Genomic DNA, 23,918 nt, shown 5'->3' on the forward strand with positions numbered 1-23,918 from the left:
CAGAGACCGACATGCAATTGATCTGGCTGCGCAGCGACCTGCGCCAACACGACAACACCGCCCTCGCGGCCGCCGCCGAGCGTGGCCCGACCGTGGCCGTGTATCTGTTGAGCCCGCAGCAATGGCAGGAACATGACGACGCGCCGTGCAAGGTCGATTTCTGGCTGCGCAATTTGCGCGAGCTGAGCAAAAGCCTGGGCGACCTGAACATCCCGCTCCTGATCCGCACCGCGCCTCACTGGGATCAGGCACCCGACGTGCTGCTCGAACTGTGCCGGCAGCTGAAGATCGAGGCAGTGCACGTCAACGAGGAATACGGCATCCACGAAAGCCGTCGCGATGCCGCCGTCGCCGAGGCGTTGCAAGCGGCAGGCATAACCTTCCACAGCTACCTCGACCAATTGCTGTTCAAGCCAGGCAGCGTTCTGACCAAGACCGGTACCTACTTTCAGGTGTTCAGCCAGTTCCGCAAGGTTTGCTACGAACGCCTGCACCGCTCGATGCCTTCGCTCAAACAAGCGCCGGGCAAACAATCGGCGCTGAACATCGCCAGCGACACCGTTCCGCAAGCCATCGAAGGATTCCCGACACCCGACGAATCCCTGCGCAGCCTGTGGCCCGCCGGTGAAGTCGAGGCCCGACGGCGCCTCGACACGTTCGCCGATGCGCAGATCGATTACTACAAGAGCGAGCGCGACTTTCCAGCCAAACCCGGCACCAGCCAGCTTTCGGCCTATCTGGCCGCTGGCGTGATTTCGCCACGCCAATGCCTGCACGCCGCCCTGCAAAGCAATCAGGGCGAATTCGAAAGCGGCAAGGTCGGGGCTGTCACCTGGATCAACGAACTGCTGTGGCGCGAGTTCTACAAACACATCCTCGTCGGATATCCGCGGGTTTCACGGCATCGCGCATTCCGCCCGGAAACCGAAGCCCTGGCCTGGCGCGACGCCCCCGAGGACCTGGCCGCCTGGCAAGAGGCCCGCACCGGCTTGCCGATCATCGACGCGGCCATGCGCCAACTGCTGGAAACCGGCTGGATGCACAACCGCCTGCGGATGGTGGTGGCAATGTTTCTGACCAAGAACCTGTTGATCGACTGGCGCGAGGGCGAGCGTTTCTTCATGCGCCACCTGATCGACGGCGACCTGGCCGCCAACAACGGCGGCTGGCAGTGGAGTGCTTCGACCGGTACCGATTCGGCGCCTTACTTCCGCATCTTCAACCCGGTCAGCCAGTCGGAAAAATTCGACAGCGAAGGCTTGTTCATCAAGCACTGGCTGCCGGAGCTGGCCGGGCTGAACAAGAAAGAAGTCCACGACCCGGCCAGTGCCGGCGGGCTGTTCGGCGTGGCGGACTATCCGGCGCCGATCGTCAATCTGGGTGCATCACGGGAACGGGCGCTGGCAGCCTTCAAGAACCTGCCGTCGCGATCGCCGCAAGGAGAGAGCGATGAGTGAATTTCTGCGCGGTTTTGCCCAGCGGTTCGCACAGTTGAACAAAGACAACCTGCGAAACCTGAACGAACTGTACAGCGAAGACATTCATTTCACCGATCCACTGCATGAAGTGCAGGGGCTGACGAACTTGCGCGGTTATTTCAGCGAGTTGTACGCCAACGTCAACGAACTGCGCTTCGATTTCCACGGATTCGACCAGATCGGCGACGGCGAAGGTTATTTGCGTTGGGTCATGAGCTACCGCCACCCGCGTCTGAGCGGCGGGCAGCTGATCCGCGTCGCCGGCTGCTCACATTTGCTCTGGAGCGACAAGGTTTACCGCCACCGGGATTACTTCGATGCCGGAGCGCTGCTTTATGAACATTTACCTGTATTGGGCCGAGTGATCGCTTGGCTGAAAAGGAGATTGGGATGAGTCGTACAGCTCCACGGCGTTATTGGCTGACCGGCGCCAGCAGTGGCATTGGTGCAGCATTGGCAGAAGAAATCCTCAAGACCGGCGCACATCTGGCGGTCAGTTCCCGCCAGGTCGCGCCGCTCAAGGTGTTGTCGCAACGTTATCCGGGACAGGTGCTGGTGGTACCCGGCGACCTGACCAACAGCCAGACCGTGCGCGAGATCGGCGAACAGATCGCACACGACTGGGGGGCGCTGGACTCGGTCATCCTCAACGCAGGCACTTGCGAATACGTCGACGCTCGTCAGTTCGACGCCACGATCATCGAACACGTGGTGCGCACCAACCTGCTTGCCAGCAGCTATTGCATCGAAGCCGCCCTGCCCTTGCTGCGCAAAGGTACGGCGCCGCATCTGGTGGGGATGGCCAGCTCGGTGACTTATGTGCCGCTGCCCCGCGCCGAAGCCTATGGCGCATCGAAGGCCGGGCTGCGTTATCTGTTCGAATCCCTGCGTATCGACCTCGCCGACGAAGGCATTGACGTCACGGTAATCAGCCCTGGTTTCGTCGACACACCGCTGACCGCCAAGAATGATTTTCCGATGCCGCTCAGCTGGCCTGTGGAAAAAGCCGCGCGGCATATCTTCGCCAAACTGAAGGATCGCCCGCTGGAGATCGCTTTCCCGGCGCTGTTCATCGCCGCCCTGTGGCCCTTGTCGAAAATGCCCGCGCGCGTACAACTGGCGATTGGCAAACGCATGGTGCGCAGCAACCCGCCGCTCAGGGATGCAACATGAAAATCGCCATCGTCGGTAGCGGCATCGCCGGTTTGACCTGCGCGTATCTGCTCGCTCGTCGACATGAAATCACCGTGTTCGAAGCCGACGCCCGGGTCGGTGGTCACACGCACACGGTGCCGGTGACCGTGGACGGACGCGACTACGCAGTGGACACCGGCTTCATCGTGTTCAACGACTGGACGTATCCCAACTTCATTCGTTTGCTCGGCCAGTTGGGCGTGGCGTTCAAGCCTACCGAAATGAGTTTTTCGGTGAACGATCCCGACACCGGCCTGGAATACAACGGCAATAACCTGAACAGCCTGTTCGCCCAGCGCAGCAATCTGTTGTCGCCCGGATTCTGGGGCATGTTGCGTGACATCCTGCGGTTCAATAAAGAAGCCCGGCGCGACCTTGCCGAGCAGCGAATCGCCGCCGACACCACCCTCGACGACTACTTCAAGGCTGGCGGTTACGGCGAGCGCTTCATCCTGCATTACATCGTGCCGATGGGGGCGGCGATCTGGTCGATGCCGATGGCCGAGATGCTCAATTTTCCGTTGCAGTTCTTCGTGCGCTTTTTCGAGAATCACGGGTTGCTGTCGATCAGCAACCGGCCGCAGTGGCAGGTGATCGAGGGCGGCTCCAGTGCCTACATCGCGCCGCTGACCGCGTCGTTTAAGGAGCGCATCCGCCTGAACTGCTCGGTAGGCCGGATCGATCGCGATGCGCACGGCGTGGTTATCCACAGCCCCGCCGGCATCGAACGTTTCGACAAAGTGGTGCTGGCCTGCCACAGCGATCAGGCGTTGCGACTGCTGGGAAATCCTGACGATAAAGAACGGGCAATCCTCCATGCCCTGCCCTATGCCGACAATGAAGTGGTGCTGCACACCGACACCCGTCTGCTGCCCACACGCAAACGGGCCTGGGCCAGTTGGAACTATCGCCTCGGCGGTGCTGGCCATACCCGGGCTGCCGTGACCTACGACATGAACATTCTGCAGGGCATCCAGAGCGACACCACGTTCTGCGTCAGCCTCAACCAGAGCGCCGGCATCAGCCCGTCCAAGGTGCTCGCGCGCTTCACCTACGCCCACCCGCAATTCAGCCTTGCAGCCGTGGCGGCGCAACAACGCTGGGCCGAAATCGACGGCTCGCAGCACACACATTATTGCGGTGCCTATTGGGCCAACGGTTTCCATGAAGATGGCGTGGTCAGCGCCTTGCGCGTCGCCGCCGCTTTCGGAGAAAGCCTGTGAACAGCGCGCTCTACAGTGGCTGGATCGCCCATCGGCGATTTGCTCCGCGCCGCCATGAATTCCGTTACCGGATCGGCATGCTGTACCTCGATCTGGCTGAACAGGAGGCGGTGCTGGGCCTGTCCCCACTGGCGGGTTCCAGCCGCTTTGCAGCGTTTTCGTTTCGCGAAACCGACTACCTGAAAACTTTCACCGGCCGGGGCGTGCGCCTGAGCGATGCGGTTCGGCAACTGGTGGGCGAAGCCTTGGGCCATGCGCCAAAAGGTTCTATCTGCCTGCTGACCCAACCGCGCAGCTGGGGCCTTTCGTTCAACCCGGTGAGTTTTTTCTATTGCCACGAGGCCGACGGTCAACTGGCGGCGATTCTCTGCGAAGTCAGCAACACCCCGTGGCGCGAGCGTTATCACTACGTGCTGCCGGCCCGAGCACCGACCAACCTGCAGGACTTTCACCAGCACTTTGCGGTGGCCAAGGCGTTTCATGTGTCGCCATTCCTGCCGCCGGATCTGGAATACCGCATGAGTTTCAGCCCCGCCGCGCAGACCTTGGGCGTGCACATGGCCGACTGGCAAGGCGAGCAAAAACTGTTCGACGCCACCCTCAATCTGCGCCGCGAAACCCTTGATCGGCGCCGATTACATCAACACCTGTGGCGCTTTCCCTGGATGACCGCCAAGACCGCGCTGGCGATCTATTGGCAAGCATTGCGCCTGCTGCTCAAGCGCACCCCGGTGTATGACCACCAGCGCGCCGACGACCATTTTCGAACCGCCACCGTACCGACCAAGGAACGCCACCATGAAATCCACTAGCGTCTCGGCCAAAGCCAGCCTGTTCAGCCCCCACGGTTTGAGCAGTTCGCTGCTGCGCCGGGGAGTACTGCGCCAGTTGGAGCAGCTCAAACAGGGCCAACTGATCGTCATCGAGGACGGCGAACGTCACGTCTTCGGTACGCCGGGCAGCGCGCTGGTGGGGGAAATTCAGGTGCTGGATCCCGCCGCCTGGGGCCTGGTCGCGAGCAATGGTTCGATTGGTGCCGGCGAGGCCTTTATTCATGGTTACTGGCGCTCGCCGGATCTGACGGCAGTGGTGCGGGTCTTCGTCAGCAACCTTGAAGTGCTCGACGCAATGGAAGGTGGCCTGGCCCGGCTCAGTCGCCCGCTGGTGCGCGGGCTGCACTGGCTCAATCGCAATACGCGCAAGGGCTCGCAGAAAAACATCGCCGCTCATTACGACCTCGGCAATGACCTGTTCGAGCAGTTTCTCGACCCGACCATGATGTACTCGGCCGCGCAGTTTCTCCGCCCGGACGACAGCCTGGAGCAGGCGCAACTGAACAAACTGGAGCGGATCTGCCAGAAGCTTGCGCTCAAGCCCGACGACCATCTGCTGGAAATCGGCACCGGCTGGGGCAGCATGGCGCTGTACGCGGCGCAGCGTTACGGCTGCAAAGTCACCACCACCACGCTGTCGAAGGAGCAGTTCGCCTTCACCGCCGCCCGTATCGAACGCCTCGGCTTGCAGGATCAGGTGACGCTGTTGCTCAAGGACTACCGGGACCTTACCGGCCAGTACGACAAACTGGTGTCGATCGAGATGATCGAAGCGGTCGGCCACCGCTTCCTGCCGACTTACTTCAAACAGTGCGCACACCTGCTCAAGAGCAACGGCCTGATGCTGCTGCAAGCGATCACTATCCGCGAACAGCGCTACGAGCAGGCGCGCCGTAGCGTGGACTTCATCCAGCGTTACATTTTTCCCGGCGGCGCCCTGCCCTGCGTGCAGAAAATGCTCGAGATCGTCAGCCGCGACACCGACATGAATCTGTTGCACATGGAAGATTTCGGCCTGCACTACGCCCGCACCCTGCGTCTGTGGCACGAGAATTTTCGGCAGGCTCACGGGCGTCTGACCGAGCTGGGCTATGACGATTACTTCCTCAGGCTGTGGGAGTTCTACCTGTGTTATTGCGAGGGCGGATTCCTCGAACGCACCATCGGCACCGCGCAACTGGTGCTGGCCAAACCGGCGGCCATGACCGCGCCTTTGCTGGGCCGGTTCGATGCTTGAGCGGTTGGCCAACGCAGCCCTGTTCCAGATCGGCTGGCTGGCCTGCGTGCTCGGCGGTAACAGTTTGTGGTTGCTACTGGCGCTGATGGTACTGGTGGTTCATCTGCGCTGGATCAGCAGTTGGGCGGATGAAGGCCGGTTGATCCTCAGCGTGGTGATTATCGGCACGGCGGTGGACAGCGCGCTGCGCGGCCTCGGGGTTTTCGAGTTCAAGGATATGTCGCCACTGATTCCGCTGTGGCTGATGTTGCTGTGGGCGTTGTTTGCCACGACGTTGCGTCATTGCCTGCAATGGAGCGCACGGCCGTGGTGGCTGGCCAGTCTGCTTGGCGCGGCAGGGGGCGCGCTGTCCTATGGCGCCGGCGGACGACTGGCCGGCGTGCAATTTCCTTTCGGTGAACTCCCCAGCCTGATTGGCATCGCGCTGCTGTGGGCGTTGCTGTTTCCGCTGCTGCACCAATTGTCCCGGCGGCTGGCGCGCTGAACGCCTGTCAGGCCTTTCACACGGTCGCCGGTCACTGCCGTACACTGGCGCCATGAAAACCATTCCCCATCGGCAAATCGCCGAGCCCGAGGTCACCTGCTCGACCTGCGCAGCCTGCTGTTGTCAGCTCGAAGTGATGCTGATCACCGACACCGGCGTACCCGAGCGTTTTATCGATACCGACGATTGGGGTGGTGAAGTGATGCTGCGTCTGGACGACGGTTGGTGCGCGGCGCTGGATCGCGACACGATGATGTGTACGATCTACGAGAAGCGCCCGCTGATCTGCCGCGAGTTTGAAATGGGCGCGCCGGAATGCATCGATGAGCGCCAGGGTATTGCCACGGCGTATCGCTGATTACAAAAAAAAGGAGCGCTGAGCGCTCCTTTTTTCCTGGGCTTAACTTTCGAGGTTTACAGCGGCATCGTGTAATGCAGTGCGTAGCTTTCAACCCCGTCGTTGTCGCTGCTCAGACCGGCGTTGGAATAGTGCGTCGCACGGATCCCCACCTCATGCCCGCCATTGAAGCGCAGGCCGAAACCGATACGGTCCTCGAACTGGAAGGAACCGCCGAGCTTGTTGTCTTCGTACTCGGTGTTGGAAAACAGCGCCACGCCGATCCCCGCCTCGACATACGGCTTGACCGATTGACCGGCGAACTCGTACACAAATACCGGCGAGAACGAAAGGCTGTTGTTGCTGGAGGTCTTGTCACCTTCCCAGTAGGTGTAGGCGCCACTCCAGTAACCGGTCAGACGACCGACGTCGCTTTGCAGCCAGCTTTTGTCCCAATCGAAATTCATACCCAGGCGATAAGTCATCGTCGAATCGCTGGTACCACCCACTGCAAACTCGACGCCAGCAGCTTGTGCGGTAAAACTTTGCCCCATCAGTGCAGCCGCAATCGCGGCCAAGCAGAATAGTCGCTTCACGTTGAAACTTCCTTTTCGGAACGATCGTTTGGTTTTCTAGGTCACTCTGCGCTATAGAAATCTGCGCTTGGTCAGAAGTTCAGCTGACTTTTTAGATATTTCACATTTTTTTACAAGGTGAATTTTTCGACTTCGCCGGCGACCTGCCCCAACAGCACCAGCGTGCTGCGCAAAGACGCGGGGTCGGCGCTGGTCCAAAATCTGACCGGCCGGTTCGGCCCTTCGGCGAGCAGGTCACGCTCGGCCAGCAACCGTTGCAATTGCCGCGCTACCGCCGCGCCCGTATCGATCAGGCTGATGCTCTCGGGGATCATCGACTTGAGCATCGGTTTGAGAAACGGATAGTGGGTGCAGCCCAGGATGATCGTGTCGCATCCGTTGGCGAGAAGTGGATCGACGTAGTGCTTGAGCAAGGCTCGTAACTGGGGACTGTGCAGATCGCCGCTTTCAATCAGCTCCACCAGTCCGGGGCACGGTTGAGTGATGACCCGCACATCCGTGGCGAAGCGGTCGAGCAGCGCCGCAAATTTCGCACTCTGCAAGGTGCCCGTGGTGGCGAGTACCCCCACCACCCCGCTGCGAGTGGCAGCAGCGGCCGGTTTGACCGCCGGCTCCATGCCGACAATCGGCCACTCGGGGAAATCCCGGCGCAGATCGGCGACGCCGGCCACGGTCGCAGTGTTGCAGGCGATCACCAGCGCCTTGGCGCCCTGCTCCCGGAAAAAACCGGCCATCACGCTGCAACGCTGGCGGATGAATTCAGGGGTTTTCTCGCCATAAGGAATATGGCCGCAGTCGCCGAGGTACAGCAGCGACTCATTCGGCAGCAGGTGCTGGATTTCCGCCAGCACCGATACACCACCGACGCCGGAATCGAATACGGCGATCGGCGCTTCACGCATGCTGCGAACCACAGACGCTGCAACCGGGATCGCGCTTGACCCGCAGTTCACGGAAACGCGAGCCCAATGCATCGATCAACAGCAGACGGCCCACCAGCGGCTCACCGAACCCCGCCAGCAACTTCAAGGCTTCCAGCGCTTGCAGGCTGCCGACCAGACCCACCAGCGGCCCGACCACTCCGGCTTCGCTGCAAGTCAGTTCGGCTTCGCTGCCGTGACCGTACAGGCAGTGGTAGCACGGGCTATCGGCGCGACGTGGATCGAACACCGAAAGCTGTCCTTCGAGGCGAATCGCCGCGCCGCTGACCAAAGGCCTGCGCGCGGCCACGCAGGCGGCATTGACCGCTTCGCGGGTGGAGAAGTTGTCCGAGCAGTCGAGCACCAAGTCCACCGCCGCCACGGCTGCGGCGAGGCAATCCTCGTCCAGCGCCTGGCGATGGGGCACCAGTTTGATTTCGGGATTGATCGCGCTCAGGCGCTTGAGCGCCGAGTCGACCTTGGTCATACCGACGCTGTCGGTGTCGTGGATGATCTGGCGTTGCAGATTGGTCAGATCGACCGTGTCGAAATCCGCCAGGTGCAACTCACCGACACCCGCCGCCGCCAGATACAAGGCAACCGGCGCACCGAGACCACCGAGGCCGACAATCAACACCCGACTGTCCTTGAGCTTCAACTGACCATCGATGTCGATGTGTTGCAGCAGGATCTGCCGACTGTAGCGCAACAATTCCTGATCATTCAGCACGGCAGACGCCCCAGGCTGATCCGTTGATGGCCGCCCAGATCGGTGCGGCTGTGGACTTCTTCGAAACCTTGGGTCAGCAGCAGATCGCGCACGGCTTCGGCTTGATCATAGCCGTGTTCGAGCATCAGCCAGCCACCGGCCTCCAGATGGGCTGGCGCCTGGGCGATGATCAGACGCAGATCGTCGAGCCCGTCGACGCCGGCCACCAAGGCGCTTTCCGGTTCGAAACGCACGTCGCCTTCCACCAGATGCGGATCGGCGGCGCGGATGTACGGCGGATTGCTGATGATCAACTCGAAACGCTTGCCTTCGAGGGCACTGAACCAGTGACTGCTCAGTACCGTCGCGTTGTTCAGGTGCAGGCGCTGGCGATTGCGCTCGGCGAGGGCCACGGCTTCCAGCACCCGATCCACGGCGGCGACCTGCCACGCCGGGCGCTCGCTGGCCAAGGCCAGGGCAATCGCCCCGCTGCCGGTGCCCAGATCGAGCACTTTGGCCGGGGTTGCCGGCAGCAGTTCCAGCGCGGCTTCCACCAGCAGTTCGGTGTCCGGGCGCGGGATCAGCGTGTGCGGGGCGACTTCCAGATCGAGCTTCCAGAAACCCTGCTGGCCCAGAATATAAGCCACCGGCTCACCACTGCGACGACGTTGCAGGTACTCGGCGAAGACCAGTGCGGCTTCGCTGGGCACGATGCGCTCGGGCCAGGTGTGAAGAAAACTGCGCGACTTGCCCAGCGCGGCGGCCAGAAGCAGTTCGGCGTCCAGACGCGCGGTGGGCGAATCCGGCAGTTCGGCGGCGCGCAACAGGCTGGCGATGATGGTCATTTACTCACCTATCGCTGCGAGCTGGTCGGCCTGGTATTCGGCCAGCAACGGCTCAATCACTGCTTCGACGCCACCGGCGAGGATTTCGTCGAGGGAATACAGGGTCAGGTTGACGCGATGGTCGGTCACCCGGCCCTGGGCAAAGTTGTAGGTGCGGATACGCTCGGAGCGGTCACCGGAACCCACCAGCAATTTACGTTCGCTGGCGATGGCGTTGGCCGCCGCAGCGGTCTGCTGGTCGTTGAGCTTGGCCGACAGCCAGGCCATCGCCCGAGCACGGTTCTTGTGCTGGGAACGTTCTTCCTGGCACTCGACCACAATGCCGGTCGGCAAGTGAGTGATGCGGATCGCCGAGTCGGTCTTGTTGACGTGCTGACCACCGGCCCCGGAGGAACGGTAAGTGTCGACGCGCAAGTCCGCCGGGTTGATCTCGATCGCTTCCTGCTCGTCCGGCTCAGGCAGCACCGCCACGGTGCAGGCCGAGGTGTGGATCCGGCCCTGGGATTCGGTGGCCGGCACGCGCTGTACGCGGTGAGCGCCGGACTCGAACTTCAGCTTGCCGTAGACGTTGTCGCCCTCGACCCGGGCAATGACTTCTTTATAGCCGCCATGTTCGCCTTCGTTTTCCGAGAGAATTTCCACGCGCCAGCCACGTCGTTCGGCGTAACGCGAGTACATGCGGAACAGGTCGCCGGAGAAGATCGCCGCCTCGTCGCCACCGGTGCCGGCGCGGATTTCGAGGAACACGTTGCGCCCGTCGTTGGGATCCTTGGGCAGCAGCATGCGTTGCAGGTCGGATTCCAGCGTAATCAACAGTTCCTTGGCTTCGCGGACTTCTTCCACGGCCATTTCACGCATGTCCGGGTCGCTGTCCTTGAGCAGCGCCTGCGCGCCTTCAAGATCGCTTTGTACGCTGAGCAGCTTTTTATAGGCTTCGACCACCGGCTCGACTTCGGCGTATTCCTTGGAATAGGCGCGGAATTTGGCCTGGTCGGAAATGACTTCGGCGTCGCCGAGCAGCGCGGTCAGTTCCTCGAAACGGTCCTGGAGGATGTCCAGCTTATTGAGCAGTGACGCTTTCATTGCGGTTTTTTATCCGAAAAGCTATCCGGTGAGCCCTCGAGGGCAAAGAGTTCCTGAGCCATGGCCAGCGCATCGAGGCGGCCTTCGGCAGAAAGCTTTTTCAACTGTACGCTCGGGGCGTGCAGGAGTTTGTTGGTCAGGCCACGGGCCAATTGCCCGAGCACGTCTTCAGCGTTGCCGCCGTTGGCCAGCAGGCGCAGGGCCTTTTGCAGCTCCTCGTCGCGCAGGCGTTCGCTCTGTTGACGATAGGCCTTGAGCACATCGACCGCTGCCAGCTCGCGCAGACGCACCATGAAGTCGTCGGCACCGACCGAGACCATCTCCTCGGCGGCCTGGGCTGCACCCTGACGGCTCTTGAGGTTTTCGGCGACCACTTCGTGCAGATCGTCGACGCTATAGAGGTAAACGTCGTCGAGCTCGCCGACTTCTGGCTCGATGTCACGGGGAACGGCGATGTCGACCATGAAGATCGGCTTGTGCTTGCGCAGCTTCAGCGCGCTTTCCACAGCGCCTTTACCGAGGATCGGCAACTGACTGGCGGTAGAACTGATCACGATGTCGCTGCGCACCAGTTCGGCCGGGATGTCCGAGAGCAACACCGCGTGGGCACCGAACTGCTCGGCCAGCAGGCTGGCGCGTTCCAGCGTCCGGTTGGCGACCACGATGCGCTTGACCCCGAGGTCATGCAGATGGCGGGCGACCAGGGTGATGGTCTCGCCGGCGCCGATCAGCAGGGCCTGGCTGCGCTGCAGGTCGCTGAAAATCTGTTTGGCCAGGCTGACCGCGGCGAACGCCACGGACACCGGGTTTTCGCCGATGGCGGTGTCGGTACGCACTTGCTTGGCGGCATTGAAGGTCGCCTGGAACAGACGCCCGAGCAGCGGCCCGATGGTGCCGGCCTCGCGGGCCACGGCGTAGGCCGATTTCATCTGGCCGAGAATCTGCGGTTCGCCCAGCACCAGCGAGTCGAGCCCGGAGGCGACGCGCATCATGTGACGAACTGCCGCATCATCTTCGTGCACATAAGCACTCGCGCGCAGCTCATCGAGGCTTAAATGGTGATAGTCGGCCAGCCAGCGCAGCACGATATCGGCCGAAAGCTGATCCTGTTCTATATACAGCTCGCTGCGATTGCAGGTGGAGAGGATCGCAGCTTCGCGGCTGTCGGTGAGTCGGCAGAGCTGCTGCAAGGCCTCCACCAGCTGCTCAGGGGTAAAGGCCACGCGCTCGCGGACGTCTACTGAAGCAGTCTTGTGGTTGATACCGAGTGCAAGGAAGGCCATTCAAGGTCGCTGATGGTGACGTGAAGCCGGCAATTGTCCTACTTCGTCAGATTCAGAACAACTACCGCTGACTATTGTCCCAATTGTCGGCCCCTGTAATGGCCACAATCGAGACTCGGTTATGTTTGGCCGAAGGCTTGTGTCATGATGATCCGACCGCAGGTTAGTCGTCCTCTTCCTATATGAATAGATCTTCCGCGTTGCTCCTCGCTTTTGTCTTCCTCAGCGGCTGCCAGGCCTTGGCCCCCGTTTCGCAGGACGGTGCCTCACCGGTCGAAGACACCACGCCGGCTCCTGAAAAGCCCAAGGTTTACAGCTCGTTCAGCCAGGAAACGGTGTTCAGCCTGCTGACTGCCGAACTCGCCGGCCAGCGCAATCGTTTCGACATTGCCCTGGACAACTACGTGACCCAGGCCATCAACACCCAGGATCCAGGCGTTTCCGAGCGCGCGTTCCGCATCGCCGAGTACCTGGGCGCCGACCAGCCGGCCCTCGATACGGCGCTGATCTGGGCGAAAAACGCCCCGGACGACCTCGAAGCGCAACGCGCAGCCGCCGTGCAACTGGCCCGCGCCGGGCGCTATGACGACTCGATGGTCTATATGGAGAAAGTCCTGCAGGGCAAGGGCGACACCCATTTCGACTTCCTCGCGCTGTCGGCTGCCGACACCGATCAGGAAACCCGCAACGGCCTGATGAAAAGTTTCGACCGCCTGTTGCAGCGTCACCCGAACAACAATCAGCTGATTTTCGGCAAGGCCCTGCTGATGCAGCAGGACGGCGACACCCAAGGCGCGCTGACCCTGCTCGAAGACAATCCGCCGGAAGACGGCGAGATCGCCCCGATCCTGCTGCGCGCACGCCTGTTGCAAGGGCTCAACCGCGGCGACGAAGCGCTGCCACTGCTGCAAAAGAGCATCAAGAAGTATCCGGACGACAAGCGCCTGCGCCTGACCTACGCACGGATGCTGGTGGAACAGGACCGGATGGACGACGCCAAGGTCGAGTTCTCCACCCTGGTTCAGCAATACCCGGAAGACGACGAACTGCGTTACTCGCTGGCGCTGGTCTGCCTGGAAGCCAAGGCCTGGGACGAGGCCAAGGGTTATCTGGAAGACCTGATCGCCCGGGAAAGTCATGTCGATTCGGCGCACCTGAACCTGGGGCGCATCGCCGAAGAACGCAACGACCCGCAAGGCGCGCTCATCGAGTACGCCCAGGTTGGCCCCGGCAATGACTATCTGCCGGCGCAATTGCGTCAGGCCGATATTCTGATGAACAACGGCAAGACCGCCGAAGCCCAGAGCAAGCTGGCCGCCGAGCGTGACGAGCAGCCGGATTACGCAATCCAGCTGTATCTGATCGAAGCCGAAACCCTGTCCGCCAACAATCAGGGCGACAAGGCCTGGAAAGTCCTGCAACAAGCGTTGCAGCAGTACCCGGACGATCTGAATCTGCTTTACACCCGCGCGATGCAGGCGGAAAAACGCAATGACCTGGCGCAGATGGAAAAAGACCTGCGCCTGATCATCAAGCGAGATCCGGACAACGCCATGGCCCTCAACGCCCTCGGCTACACCCTGTCCGACCGCACCACCCGCTACGCTGAAGCCAAGGCGCTGATCGAGCAGGCCCACCAGATCAACCCGGAAGACCCGGCGGTGCTCGACAGCCTCGGCTGGGTGAACTTCCGCATGGGCAATCTGGAAGACGCCGAGAAATACCTGCGTCAGGCCCTCGAGCGCTTCCCCGATCACGAAGTCGCCGCGCACCTGGGCGAAGTGCTGTGGACCAAGGGCAAGCAGCGCGAAGCGAAACAAATCTGGGGCAAGTTCCTCAAGGACCAGCCTGACAGCACCATCCTGCGCAGCACCATCAAGCGCCTGACCGGATCCGAGACTCTTTAACTCATGTTTTTGCGCCACGTCATAGTTTTCAGCTTCATCGCCCTGCTCGCCGGTTGCGCGGGCTTCGGCGCCCGTGAATCGGTCGAAGGCCACGGCAATCCTGGCCAATGGCGCGAGCACAAACAGCAATTGACCGGCCTTGATGGCTGGCAGATCGACGGCAAGATCGGCATCCGCGCCCCGAAAGATTCGGGCAGCGGCACGCTGTTCTGGCTGCAACGTCAGGATTACTACGACATCCGTCTGTCCGGCCCGCTGGGTCGTGGCGCGGCGCGTTTGACCGGCCGTCCGGGCGCGGTGTCGCTGGAAGTGGCGAATCAGGGCCGTTATGAAGCGCCGACACCGGAAGCGCTGGTCGAGGAACAACTGGGCTGGAAACTGCCGGTCTCGCATCTGGCCTGGTGGGTTCGCGGCCTCCCGGCACCGGACAGCAAAAGCCGCCTGACCCTGGACGGAAACAGTCGTCTGGCCAATCTGGATCAGGATGGCTGGCAGGTCCAATACCTCAGCTATGCCGAACAGAACGGTTACTGGCTGCCCGAGCGGATCAAGCTGCACGGCGCCGATCTGGACGTGACGCTGGTCATCAAGACCTGGCAACCGCGCAAGTTGGGGCAATAACGCATGACCGCTCCACGCCTCACTTTGCCATCGCCAGCCAAACTCAACCTGATGCTGCACATCCTCGGTCGCCGTGAAGACGGTTATCACGAGTTGCAGACGCTTTTTCAATTTCTCGACTACGGCGACGAAATCACCTTCGCCGTGCGTGACGATGGCGTGATTCGCCTGCACACCGAATTCGAGGGTGTTCCCCACGACAGCAACCTGATCGTGCGCGCGGCGAAAAAACTTCAGGAGCAATCCGGCTGCTCGCTCGGCATCGATATCTGGATCGACAAGATCCTGCCGATGGGCGGCGGCATCGGTGGCGGCAGCTCGAACGCGGCCACCACCCTGCTCGGGCTCAATCATTTGTGGCAATTGGGCTGGGATGAGGATCGCCTGGCTGCACTGGGCCTGACGCTGGGCGCCGACGTGCCGGTGTTCGTGCGTGGCCATGCGGCTTTTGCCGAAGGTGTTGGCGAGAAACTGACCCCGGTCGAGCCTGCCGAACCGTGGTACGTTGTACTCGTTCCGCAAGTCTCTGTTAGTACGGCAGAAATTTTTTCAGATCCATTGTTGACACGTAACACGCCGCCCATTAAAGTGCGCCCCGTTCCCGAGGGAAACAGTCGAAATGACTGCTTGCCGGTGGTCGCAAGGCGTTATCCAGAAGTACGTAACGCATTGAATTTGCTAGGTAATTTTACTGAAGCAAAACTCACCGGAACTGGAAGTTGTGTGTTTGGGGGCTTCCCAAGCAAAGCTGAAGCTGATAAAGTCTCGGCCCTTCTGACAGAGACCCTTACAGGGTTTGTAGCAAAAGGAAGCAACGTTTCGATGTTGCATCGCAAGCTGCAAAGTCTGCTCTAAAGGAACCAAGTGCCCGGCACTTGCAAGCAACAGATACAGGGGCGTCGCCAAGCGGTAAGGCAGCAGGTTTTGATCCTGCCATGCGTTGGTTCGAATCCAGCCGCCCCTGCCATTTTCCTATACTCATCCAGGTATACCCTCAGCCTTCAGGTACTGCGCGTGTCCAAGATGATGGTCTTTACGGGGAACGCTAACCCCGATCTGGCTCGGCGTGTAGTACGTCAGCTGCATATCCCTCTCGGTGACATCTCTGTCGGTAAATTCTCCGACGGCGAAATTACAGCCGAGATCAATGAAAACGTTCGCGGTAAAGACGTCTTCATTATTCAGCCGACTTGCGCTCCGACCAACGACAACCTGATGGAACTGGTAGTGATGGCTGATGCCTTCCGCCGCTCCTCGGCTACTCGTATCACTGCTGTTATTCCTTATTTTGGCTATGCCCGTCAGGATCGCCGTCCGCGTTCCGCACGTGTGGCTATCAGCGCGAAAGTCGTTGCTGACATGCTCACCGTAGTCGGCATCGACCGTGTTCTCACGGTTGATCTGCATGCTGACCAGATTCAGGGTTTCTTCGATATTCCGGTAGATAACATCTACGGCTCCCCGGTTCTGGTGGATGACATCGAAGATCAGCGCTTCGAGAACCTGATGATCGTGTCCCCGGACATTGGTGGCGTCGTGCGTGCACGTGCCGTTGCCAAATCCCTGGGCGTGGATCTCGGGATCATCGACAAACGCCGTGAGAAAGCCAATCACTCTGAAGTGATGCATATCATCGGTGATGTCGAAGGGCGTACCTGCATCCTGGTCGATGACATGGTCGATACCGCCGGCACTCTGTGCCATGCGGCCAAGGCCCTGAAAGAGCATGGCGCAGCCAAGGTCTTTGCCTACTGCACACACCCTGTGCTGTCGGGTCGGGCCATCGAGAACATCGAAAATTCCGTGCTGGACGAGCTGGTGGTCACTAACACCATCCCGCTGTCCGCTGCAGCACAAGCCTGTGCACGTATCCGTCAACTGGATATCGCACCGGTTGTTGCCGAAGCGGTTCGCCGCATCAGCAATGAAGAATCGATCAGCGCGATGTTCCGTTAAGGGCCCTGCCCTTCTCGAAATGTCTCGTTGACGAAAAGCGCCCCGCCCCGGCATTCCTGCCGGGGCGGGGCTTTTTTGCCCATACCGTGTTCGGCGCTGGTCGCAAACGCCACTCGGTCATGGCTATTTTGGAGATACAAAATGAACGATTTTACTTTGAATGCTGAACTGCGTTCCGACCTGGGGAAAGGTGCGAGCCGCCGCCTGCGTCGTCTCGCCAACCTGGTTCCAGCTGTTGTTTACGGTGGCGACAAAGCCCCTGAATCCATCAGCATGCTGGCCAAAGAAGTTGCCAAACTGCTCGAAAACGAAGCTGCCTACAGCCACGTTATCGAACTGAACGTTGGTGGCACCAAGCAAAACGTGATCATCAAGGCTCTGCAGCGTCACCCGGCCAAAGGCCACGTGATGCACGCTGACTTCGTACGCGTTGTAGCTGGCCAGAAACTGACCGCTATCGTTCCTGTGCACTTCATCAACGAAGCTGCTCCAGTGAAGAAAGGCGGCGAAATCTCGCACGTTATTGCCGAGATCGAAGTTTCCTGCCTGCCAAAAGATCTGCCTGAGTTCATCGAAGTCGATCTGGCTGACGCTGAAATCGGCACCATCGTTCACCTGTCGGACCTCAAAGCTCCTAAAGGTGTCGAGTTCGTTGCTCTGGCACACGGCGATGACAAGGCTGTTGCCAACGTCCACGCTCCACGTGTTGCTCCAGAAGCTACCGAAGAAGGCGCAGCAGAGTAATTCACTCTGTCATGCCTGAGTGAGCAGGTAACATCGCGGACTGGAACGTAGCGAGAAAGCGGGCGGGAACGCGGAGTTTACATCCATGGTAAATGAGCATTTTTCGTCCACTTTCGCCGCCTTCACGGATTGCGGCGATGTTATCCACCACTCAAAGGAAGGGCCCCTATCGTGACTGCCATCAAACTGATCGTTGGCCTGGGAAATCCAGGCGCTGAATACGAACAGACCCGGCATAACGCAGGGGCCCTTTTTGTTGAGCGCATCGCCCACGCACAGAACGTGAATCTCGTGGCCGATCGCAAGTATTTCGGCCTGACCGGGCGCTTTTCGCATCAGGGTCAGGATGTTCGTCTGCTGATTCCCACCACCTACATGAACCGCAGCGGCCAGGCCGTGGCGGCACTCGCCGGTTTCTTCCGCATCAAGCCTGAAGAAATCCTGGTGGCGCACGACGAACTCGATCTGCCTCCGGGCGTCGCCAAGCTCAAGGTTGGCGGCGGTCATGGCGGTCACAACGGGTTGCGCGACATCATTGCGCAATTGGGCAATCAGAATACGTTCCACCGCCTGCGGCTTGGCATCGGCCACCCGGGCGTTGCCAGTATGGTTTCAAATTTCGTCCTGGGTCGTGCGCCTCGCGCCGAACAGGAAAAACTCGATGCCAGCATCGACTTTGCCCTCGGCGTGCTGCCGGATATCCTCGCCGGTGAATGGAACCGCGCGATGAAAAACCTGCACAGCCAGAAGGCCTGACTCTAATCCGAGGGGAAACACCATGGGATTCAATTGCGGCATCGTCGGCCTGCCTAACGTCGGCAAGTCCACCCTGTTCAACGCCCTGACCAAATCCGGGATCGCGGCCGAGAACTTCCCCTTCTGCACCATCGAGCCGAACAGCGGCATCGTGCCGATGCCCGATCCACGCCTGAACGCCCTGGCGGAAATCGTCAATCCGAAGCGCATCCTGCCGACCACCATGGAGTTCGTCGACATCGCGGGTCTGGTAGCCGGCGCTTCGAAAGGTGAAGGCCTGGGCAACAAATTTCTGGCCAACATCCGCGAAACCGACGCGATCGCTCACGTTGTGCGCTGCTTCGAAGACGAAAACGTGATCCACGTTTCCAACAGCGTCGACCCGAAGCGCGACATCGAAATCATCGACCTGGAACTGATCTTCGCCGACCTCGACAGCTGCGAGAAGCAACTGCAGAAAGTCGCGCGCAACGCCAAGGGCGGTGACAAGGACGCAGTGGCCCAGAAAGCCCTGCTGGAGCAATTGATCCCGCACTTCACCGAAGGCAAGCCTGCACGCAGCCTGATGAAGAACATGAGCGCCGAAGAAAAGGCGATCATCAAGGGCTTTCACCTGCTGACCACCAAGCCGGTCATGTACATCGCCAACGTCGCTGAAGACGGTTTCGAGAACAACCCGCACCTGGACGTGGTCAAGGCCATCGCCGAAGAAGAAGGCGCCATGGTCGTTCCGGTCTGCAACAAGATCGAAGCGGAAATCGCCGAGCTGGACGACGGCGAAGAGAAAGACATGTTCCTCGAGGCCCTGGGCCTGGAAGAGCCTGGCCTGAACCGCGTCATCCGCGCCGGCTACGAAATGCTGCACCTGCAGACCTATTTCACCGCCGGTGTCGAAGAGGTCCGCGCCTGGACCGTCCGCGTCGGTGCCACCGCACCACAAGCCGCTGGCGTGATCCACACCGACTTCGAAAAAGGCTTCATCCGCGCTGAAGTGATCGCCTACAACGACTTCATCCAGTACAAGGGCGAAGCGGGCACCAAGGAAGCCGGTAAGTGGCGCCTGGAAGGCAAGGATTACATCGTCAAGGACGGCGACGTGATGCACTTCCGCTTCAACGTGTAAAAGCTGCACCCAAGAAAAAGCCGCGTTTGATACGCGGCTTTTTTATGCCTGAAATTCAGCCCGTCAGGCCTTTTTGGTTCTTGGCAGGAAGATCGCCAGCACCCCGAACAGCGGCAGGAACGAGCACAGGAAGTACACGTATTCGATGCCGTGAATGTCCGCCAGATGACCGAGCAACGCCGCGCCGATCCCGCCAAAGCCGAACATCAGACCGAAGAACACCCCGGCAATCATTCCGACATTGCCCGGCACCAGTTCCTGCGCGTACACCACGATCGCCGAGAACGCCGAAGCGAGGATGAAGCCGATCACCACGCTCAGGACGCTGGTCCAGAACAGGTCGACATGCGGCATCAGCAGCGTGAACGGCGCCACGCCAAGGATCGAGAACCAGATCACTGCCTTGCGCCCGATCTTGTCACCAATCGGCCCGCCGAAGAATGTGCCCGCCGCCACCGCACCGAGGAACAGGAACAGATGCAACTGGGAACTGGCCACCGACAGGTCGAACTTCTCGATCAGGTAGAAAGTGAAGTAACTGGTCAGGCTGGCCATGTAGAAGTACTTGGAGAACACCAACAGCCCGAGCACCACCAATGCACTGATCACCCTGCCCTTCGACAGTCCATGAGTGGCGGCCTGGCCAGCCTTGAGCTTGAAAAGGTTCAGGTGATGGGCGTACCAGCGGCTGATGCGATAGAGCACGAACAACGCAAACACCGCGAACAGCCCGAACCACGCCACATTGCCTTGCCCAAAGGGAATGATGATCGCCGCGGCGAGCAACGGACCGAACGCCGAACCGGCATTACCACCGACCTGGAACGTCGATTGCGCCAGACCGAAACGCCCACCCGACGCCAGCCGTGCGATACGAGAAGCTTCAGGATGAAAGGTCGAAGAGCCGATACCGATCAGCGCCGCCGCCAGCAAGATAAGAGGGAAACTGCCGACCATCGACATCATCACAATGCCGATCAGCGTGCACACCGAACCTGCCGGCAACAGCCACGGTTTCGGATGCCGGTCGGTGTGATAACCGACCCACGGCTGCAACAGCGAAGCGGTCAGCTGGAACGTCAAAGTAATCAGGCCGACCTGGGTGAAGCTCAGGCCATAGTTGGCCTTGAGCAGCGGATAGATCGACGGCAGCACTGACTGGATCAGGTCGTTGATCAAATGCGCCAGCGCGACCGCGCCGATGATGCGCATCACCAATGGACTGCTCTGGGGAGGAGCGGACGCCGAGGCAGCGGCGGTCTGAACGTTGCTGATAGCCATGAAATTTTCCGGACTGCAGATGGGTGCACGCGGGCAGGTGCGTCAATGTGCCATTTTTCGGTGCGCCAGCGCCATCCCCTTAGCCAGCTAACGAACTATTCAGTCGTCGCGCCGCAAGTGATAGCGCAACGCCATGGTCTGAATCTTGCCTTGCTTATCCGCTTGAACGCGGCGCCCTTACAAAGGGCATCGAGAATGGGAAGTTTCGCTACAGAGCCGGCCTACAGAGCGGGCAAGGGTGAACTTTCGAGGCCTTTTAGCAGGGCACCAATCCCGGTCGCAACGACCGCGATGCACGCCGATGGTGCGTGGTGTCCAGAGGAGTCATGAGGCATGCAGGCTTTTTTATCACCGGGGATCGGATTGCTGGGGCGGTTTGGCTTCGCGCGTAAATTCCAGTTGTTGTTTCTACTGTTTATCCTGCCTTTGGCCGGCAGCCTGTTGATGATCGGCCAGGATTATCGCGACAAACTCAATCTGATCGCCGGCGAGCGCGCCGGTGTGCGGCAATTGCTCGCCCTCGATGCACTCGACAACCTGCTCGCCGCCCAACGCGACCGCGCCGCCCGCTGGCGCGCCACGGAAACCAACCGCCAGCCGACGCCCGCGACCCTTGCCGCGATGGCTGCGTTCGATGGCGTACAACCCGCTGTCGCCCAAGCGACAGTGGACTTGGGCAATGCCCTGCAAGCCGAAGGCGCGGAAGGCGAAACCCTGGCTCGCTATCAGGCCCTGCAAGCCGCGCTCGATGGTCTGGACTCGAAAAGCCTTTCCGGTGTCGGTTGGTGGCCGGACGGTTACGACCGGTTCACCAATGCCCTCAGCGCCCTGCAAGCCTTGCGCGAGCAGATCGCGATGGACAATCGCCTGATCCTTGCACCGTGGCTGGAAACCTATCTGCTGACGCAGATTTCCACCCAGCACGCACCGGATCTGATCGAGCGGGTCGGCCGACTCGCAGCCGTCGGTCAGGCGTCCGTGGTGTCCGGCCAGTTCACCCTGCAAAGCCGTCTGCAACTGCGTGACCTGCGCAGCCGCATCGGCGATGCCCGCGAGCAACTGGTGAAAACCGCAAATCTGCTGGAGTCGCGTCTGCCGCCAGCCCTGCAAGGCTGGGCCGGGCAATATCACGACAGCCTCAAGCAACTGGATGCCGGTTTGAAAGTGCTGGATGACGGCGTGTTCGGCGGCAGTATCAATCTCAAGCCTGAAGAATTCGAGCGCACTCTCGATGCTCTGCTCGGCAACCTCGCCACGCTGCGCCAGCAATCGCTGGTGGCGCTGGATCAGCGGCTGGATGACTATCACGGATCGGCGATTCGTCAGTTCATCGTTGTCGCGGCGGTCTTCGGGGTTCTGTTGCTGGCGGCGCTGTACCTGTTCGTCTGCCTGCAAGCCTCGATCCGCCGCAGCGCCAGCGGCATTACGCTGCTGGCTGAAGCCCTGCGTGACGGTAATCTGAGCCTGCAAGTGCCTGTCGTGGGCCGTGATGAACTGGCCTCGATCAGCACCGCGCTCAACGTGGCCGTGGTGCAGTTGCGCACCAGCCTGCTGGGCGTCGATCACGAGACTTCGCAATTGAGCAACGCGGTGCGCAGCCTCAACGATCACTCCAGCGGCGCGCTCAGCGAAGTCGAAGCACAGCAATTGCAGATCAGCCAGATTGCCGCAGCAGCCACGCAATTGGCGGCGACGTCTCAAGGCGTGGCGCAGAGTTGCGAACAGGCTTCCGGCAGCGCCCAGCAGACCCGACGCATCGCTACCGACAGCAGCCGTGACAGTCAACGGACCACGGCGAGCATTCAACAGCTCAATCAGCGTCTGAACGAAACCGCAGCAGCGCTGGGTCGGGTCAGTGAGCAAGGGCAGCAGATTCAACTGGTGGTCGATACCATTCGCGGTGTCGCCGAACAGACCAATCTGCTGGCGCTCAACGCCGCCATCGAAGCCGCTCGCGCCGGAGAACAAGGTCGCGGTTTTGCCGTGGTGGCCGACGAGGTGCGCAGCCTGTCGCAACGCACGCAATCGTCCACGGCGCAGATCGCCGCGACGGTCGACAGTCTGCGCAACACGGTCAACGAAGCCGTGAGCCTGATGGAGGCTGCGTGCGGCCAGGCGCAATCGGACGCAGAAGCGGTCACCGGACTTGGTGAACGACTCGGGGAAATCGCCAGCGCCGTGCAAAGCGTCACCGACACCCTCGCCCAGATCGCCACGGCGGTCGAAGAACAGGCCAGCACCGCCGATGAAGTCAGCGGCAATATCCAGCAGGTGGATCAGGCGGCGGTTCGCCTGCTCGACGGCGCACGGGCAGTCAACCTGGCGGCAGACACCTTGAGCCAGGGCAGCAAGGCCTTGAGTGACAACACCGCACGCTTCCGGCTCAGTTGATCAACGCTTCGGGAAAGTCCTGTTCCAGTTCAGACTTGAGCCATTGAATGAACCACGCCGCATCCGCCGACAGCTCGGCGGACGGCGTCAGCACCCGATAGCTTTCCAGCTTCACCTGAGCCTCCACTGCGCGCACCAGTTTGCCGGACCTGAGCTCTTCGCGGACCAGCACCTCATTGGCCAACGCAATGCCCTGCCCGCTCTCGGCCACCGATAACGCGTGATCGTTGTTGACGTAGAGCATGTCGGAATTGAGGTGAATATCCAGGTCATGGGCGGCGAACCAAAGGTTCCACCACTCGCCATCATCAACGTGGATCAACTCGTGCCGGACCAGGTCGGCCGGGCCACTGAGCGGCTCGATGCTTGCCAGATATTGCGGGGTGCAGATCGGAAACACACGGGGACAGATCAATGCTTCACGGGAGTCCGCGTACTGCCCGTCGAGACCGTAGACGATGCCGAGATCGGCGCTTTTGCCATCGACTTCGGTGAAGGTCGAGTTCGGTTCGATGGCGAACTTCAACCCCGGGCGCAAGTGACGCATGGCCTCGATGCGTGGCATCAGCCAGCGCTTGGCAAAACCCGGCACCACCATGATCCGCAGCCAGCGTTCGGCTTCTCTGGGGCGCGCCTCCTTGCCGGCCTCGATGATCAACTGCAGGGCGGCCGCAATCTTGCGGTGGTATTTCTCACCGGCCGGCGTCAGGTTGACCCCGCGCGACGTGCGTTCGAACAACTGAATGCCCAGCCAGTCCTCCAGCAACTTCACATGCCGGCCAATCGCCGGCTGAGTCACGTGCAAGGCTTTCGAGGCCTCGACATAGCTGCCCAGGCGGGCAGCAGCATCGAACGCTCGCACTGCATTGAGTGGCGGCAAACGGTGGTCGGGCATGTTTCTGGCACCTGTCGGTATT

The 23,918-nt window shown here is 60.8% G+C and carries 24 protein-coding genes and 1 tRNA gene; 17 read left to right on the plus strand and 8 right to left on the minus strand.

The annotated features are described in order from the left end of the window. The first annotated feature begins 11 nt into the window (after window positions 1-11). From phrB to I5961_RS23585, 8 genes are read left to right on the plus strand one after another with little or no spacing between them, the layout of a single operon-like run. A complete protein-coding gene (gene phrB, locus I5961_RS23550) occupies window positions 12-1,457 on the plus strand; it encodes a deoxyribodipyrimidine photo-lyase (protein ID WP_227233525.1) in 1,446 nt (481 codons plus the stop codon). Further along, window positions 1,450-1,872, plus strand: coding sequence for a nuclear transport factor 2 family protein (locus I5961_RS23555; RefSeq protein WP_085700881.1), 423 nt, complete (start codon window positions 1,450-1,452; stop codon window positions 1,870-1,872). The genes phrB and I5961_RS23555 overlap by 8 nt, the downstream gene beginning before the upstream one ends. Further along, a complete protein-coding gene (locus I5961_RS23560; protein WP_085700882.1) occupies window positions 1,869-2,651 on the plus strand; it encodes an SDR family NAD(P)-dependent oxidoreductase in 783 nt (260 codons plus the stop codon). The genes I5961_RS23555 and I5961_RS23560 overlap by 4 nt, the downstream gene beginning before the upstream one ends. Beyond that, complete coding sequence (locus tag I5961_RS23565) at window positions 2,648-3,895, plus strand: NAD(P)/FAD-dependent oxidoreductase (protein WP_227233527.1); 1,248 nt, start codon at window positions 2,648-2,650, stop codon at window positions 3,893-3,895. The genes I5961_RS23560 and I5961_RS23565 overlap by 4 nt, the downstream gene beginning before the upstream one ends. After that, on the plus strand, window positions 3,892-4,707 hold the full coding sequence (locus I5961_RS23570) for a DUF1365 domain-containing protein (RefSeq protein WP_227233528.1): 816 nt from the start codon (window positions 3,892-3,894) through the stop codon (window positions 4,705-4,707). Before I5961_RS23565 ends, I5961_RS23570 begins: the two co-directional genes overlap by 4 nt. Further along, the gene (locus I5961_RS23575) at window positions 4,694-5,965 is read left to right on the plus strand and encodes an SAM-dependent methyltransferase (protein WP_085700885.1); all 1,272 of its coding nucleotides are present in this window, start codon (window positions 4,694-4,696) and stop codon (window positions 5,963-5,965) included. Before I5961_RS23570 ends, I5961_RS23575 begins: the two co-directional genes overlap by 14 nt. After that, window positions 5,958-6,449, plus strand: a complete 492-nt coding sequence (locus tag I5961_RS23580; RefSeq protein WP_085701807.1) for a DUF2878 domain-containing protein — start codon at window positions 5,958-5,960, stop codon at window positions 6,447-6,449. The genes I5961_RS23575 and I5961_RS23580 overlap by 8 nt, the downstream gene beginning before the upstream one ends. A gap of 52 nt (window positions 6,450-6,501) precedes the next feature. Beyond that, window positions 6,502-6,807: a YkgJ family cysteine cluster protein gene (locus I5961_RS23585; protein WP_007951707.1), complete on the plus strand. Its 306-nt coding sequence runs from the start codon at window positions 6,502-6,504 to the stop codon at window positions 6,805-6,807. A 56-nt stretch (window positions 6,808-6,863) separates the two neighbouring features. Here I5961_RS23585 and I5961_RS23590 read toward each other — a convergent pair whose 3' ends face one another. The 6 genes from I5961_RS23590 to hemA form a co-directional block, all read right to left on the minus strand. After that, window positions 6,864-7,382: an acyloxyacyl hydrolase gene (locus I5961_RS23590; protein WP_085700887.1), complete on the minus strand. Its 519-nt coding sequence runs from the start codon at window positions 7,380-7,382 to the stop codon at window positions 6,864-6,866. 110 nt (window positions 7,383-7,492) lie between these two features. Further along, window positions 7,493-8,284, minus strand: coding sequence for a glutamate racemase (gene murI, locus I5961_RS23595; RefSeq protein ID WP_227233530.1), 792 nt, complete (start codon window positions 8,282-8,284; stop codon window positions 7,493-7,495). Further along, window positions 8,277-9,032 (minus strand): molybdopterin-synthase adenylyltransferase MoeB, encoded by a 756-nt coding sequence (locus I5961_RS23600; RefSeq protein WP_227233531.1) that lies wholly within the window; start codon window positions 9,030-9,032, stop codon window positions 8,277-8,279. The genes murI and I5961_RS23600 overlap by 8 nt, the downstream gene beginning before the upstream one ends. Next, window positions 9,026-9,856 carry a peptide chain release factor N(5)-glutamine methyltransferase gene (gene prmC, locus I5961_RS23605; RefSeq protein WP_227233533.1) on the minus strand — a complete coding sequence of 277 codons (831 nt, stop codon included), beginning with the start codon at window positions 9,854-9,856 and terminating at the stop codon, window positions 9,026-9,028. Before prmC ends, I5961_RS23600 begins: the two co-directional genes overlap by 7 nt. Continuing rightward, entirely contained in the window at window positions 9,857-10,939 is a 1,083-nt protein-coding gene (gene prfA, locus I5961_RS23610) for a peptide chain release factor 1 (protein WP_085700891.1), read from the minus strand. Beyond that, the gene (hemA, locus tag I5961_RS23615) at window positions 10,936-12,222 is read right to left on the minus strand and encodes a glutamyl-tRNA reductase (protein WP_085700892.1); all 1,287 of its coding nucleotides are present in this window, start codon (window positions 12,220-12,222) and stop codon (window positions 10,936-10,938) included. Before hemA ends, prfA begins: the two co-directional genes overlap by 4 nt. A 182-nt stretch (window positions 12,223-12,404) precedes the next feature. Between hemA and I5961_RS23620 the strand changes: the two genes are divergently transcribed. The 8 genes from I5961_RS23620 to ychF all read left to right on the plus strand — a co-directional run bounded on the left by I5961_RS23620 (window position 12,405) and on the right by ychF (window position 19,329). Further along, on the plus strand, window positions 12,405-14,129 hold the full coding sequence (locus tag I5961_RS23620) for a tetratricopeptide repeat protein (RefSeq protein ID WP_085701810.1): 1,725 nt from the start codon (window positions 12,405-12,407) through the stop codon (window positions 14,127-14,129). 3 nt (window positions 14,130-14,132) lie between these two features. Further along, window positions 14,133-14,750 (plus strand): lipoprotein insertase outer membrane protein LolB, encoded by a 618-nt coding sequence (lolB, locus tag I5961_RS23625; protein ID WP_227233534.1) that lies wholly within the window; start codon window positions 14,133-14,135, stop codon window positions 14,748-14,750. Window positions 14,751-14,753: 3 nt separating this feature from the next. Further along, on the plus strand, window positions 14,754-15,605 hold the full coding sequence (gene ispE / locus I5961_RS23630; RefSeq protein WP_085700895.1) for a 4-(cytidine 5'-diphospho)-2-C-methyl-D-erythritol kinase: 852 nt from the start codon (window positions 14,754-14,756) through the stop codon (window positions 15,603-15,605). Window positions 15,606-15,642: 37 nt separating this feature from the next. Then, window positions 15,643-15,717 (plus strand) — tRNA-Gln (locus I5961_RS23635). A 47-nt stretch (window positions 15,718-15,764) separates the two neighbouring features. Next, a complete protein-coding gene (locus I5961_RS23640; protein WP_003171603.1) occupies window positions 15,765-16,706 on the plus strand; it encodes a ribose-phosphate pyrophosphokinase in 942 nt (313 codons plus the stop codon). Between the two features lie 141 nt (window positions 16,707-16,847). Then, window positions 16,848-17,450 carry a 50S ribosomal protein L25/general stress protein Ctc gene (locus tag I5961_RS23645; protein ID WP_085700896.1) on the plus strand — a complete coding sequence of 201 codons (603 nt, stop codon included), beginning with the start codon at window positions 16,848-16,850 and terminating at the stop codon, window positions 17,448-17,450. Between the two features lie 171 nt (window positions 17,451-17,621). Next, entirely contained in the window at window positions 17,622-18,206 is a 585-nt protein-coding gene (gene pth, locus I5961_RS23650) for an aminoacyl-tRNA hydrolase (RefSeq protein ID WP_007951726.1), read from the plus strand. Between the two features lie 22 nt (window positions 18,207-18,228). Next, window positions 18,229-19,329: a redox-regulated ATPase YchF gene (gene ychF, locus I5961_RS23655; RefSeq protein WP_085684819.1), complete on the plus strand. Its 1,101-nt coding sequence runs from the start codon at window positions 18,229-18,231 to the stop codon at window positions 19,327-19,329. 63 nt (window positions 19,330-19,392) lie between these two features. Here the strand turns inward: ychF and I5961_RS23660 are convergent, their stop codons facing one another. Continuing rightward, window positions 19,393-20,610, minus strand: a complete 1,218-nt coding sequence (locus tag I5961_RS23660) for an MFS transporter (RefSeq protein WP_085700898.1) — start codon at window positions 20,608-20,610, stop codon at window positions 19,393-19,395. Between the two features lie 333 nt (window positions 20,611-20,943). On the opposite strand from I5961_RS23660, the gene I5961_RS23665 reads away from it, so the two are divergent. Continuing rightward, window positions 20,944-23,001 (plus strand): methyl-accepting chemotaxis protein, encoded by a 2,058-nt coding sequence (locus tag I5961_RS23665; RefSeq protein ID WP_085700899.1) that lies wholly within the window; start codon window positions 20,944-20,946, stop codon window positions 22,999-23,001. On the opposite strand, the gene I5961_RS23670 is transcribed toward I5961_RS23665, so the two are convergent. Beyond that, entirely contained in the window at window positions 22,994-23,896 is a 903-nt protein-coding gene (locus I5961_RS23670; RefSeq protein WP_227233535.1) for a LysR substrate-binding domain-containing protein, read from the minus strand. The two genes, I5961_RS23665 and I5961_RS23670, sit on opposite strands and share 8 nt — an antisense overlap. Window positions 23,897-23,918: the final 22 nt, after the last annotated feature.

Origin of the sequence: Pseudomonas sp. IAC-BECa141 (assembly GCF_020544405.1) — a bacterium.
GTDB lineage: Bacteria > Pseudomonadota > Gammaproteobacteria > Pseudomonadales > Pseudomonadaceae > Aquipseudomonas.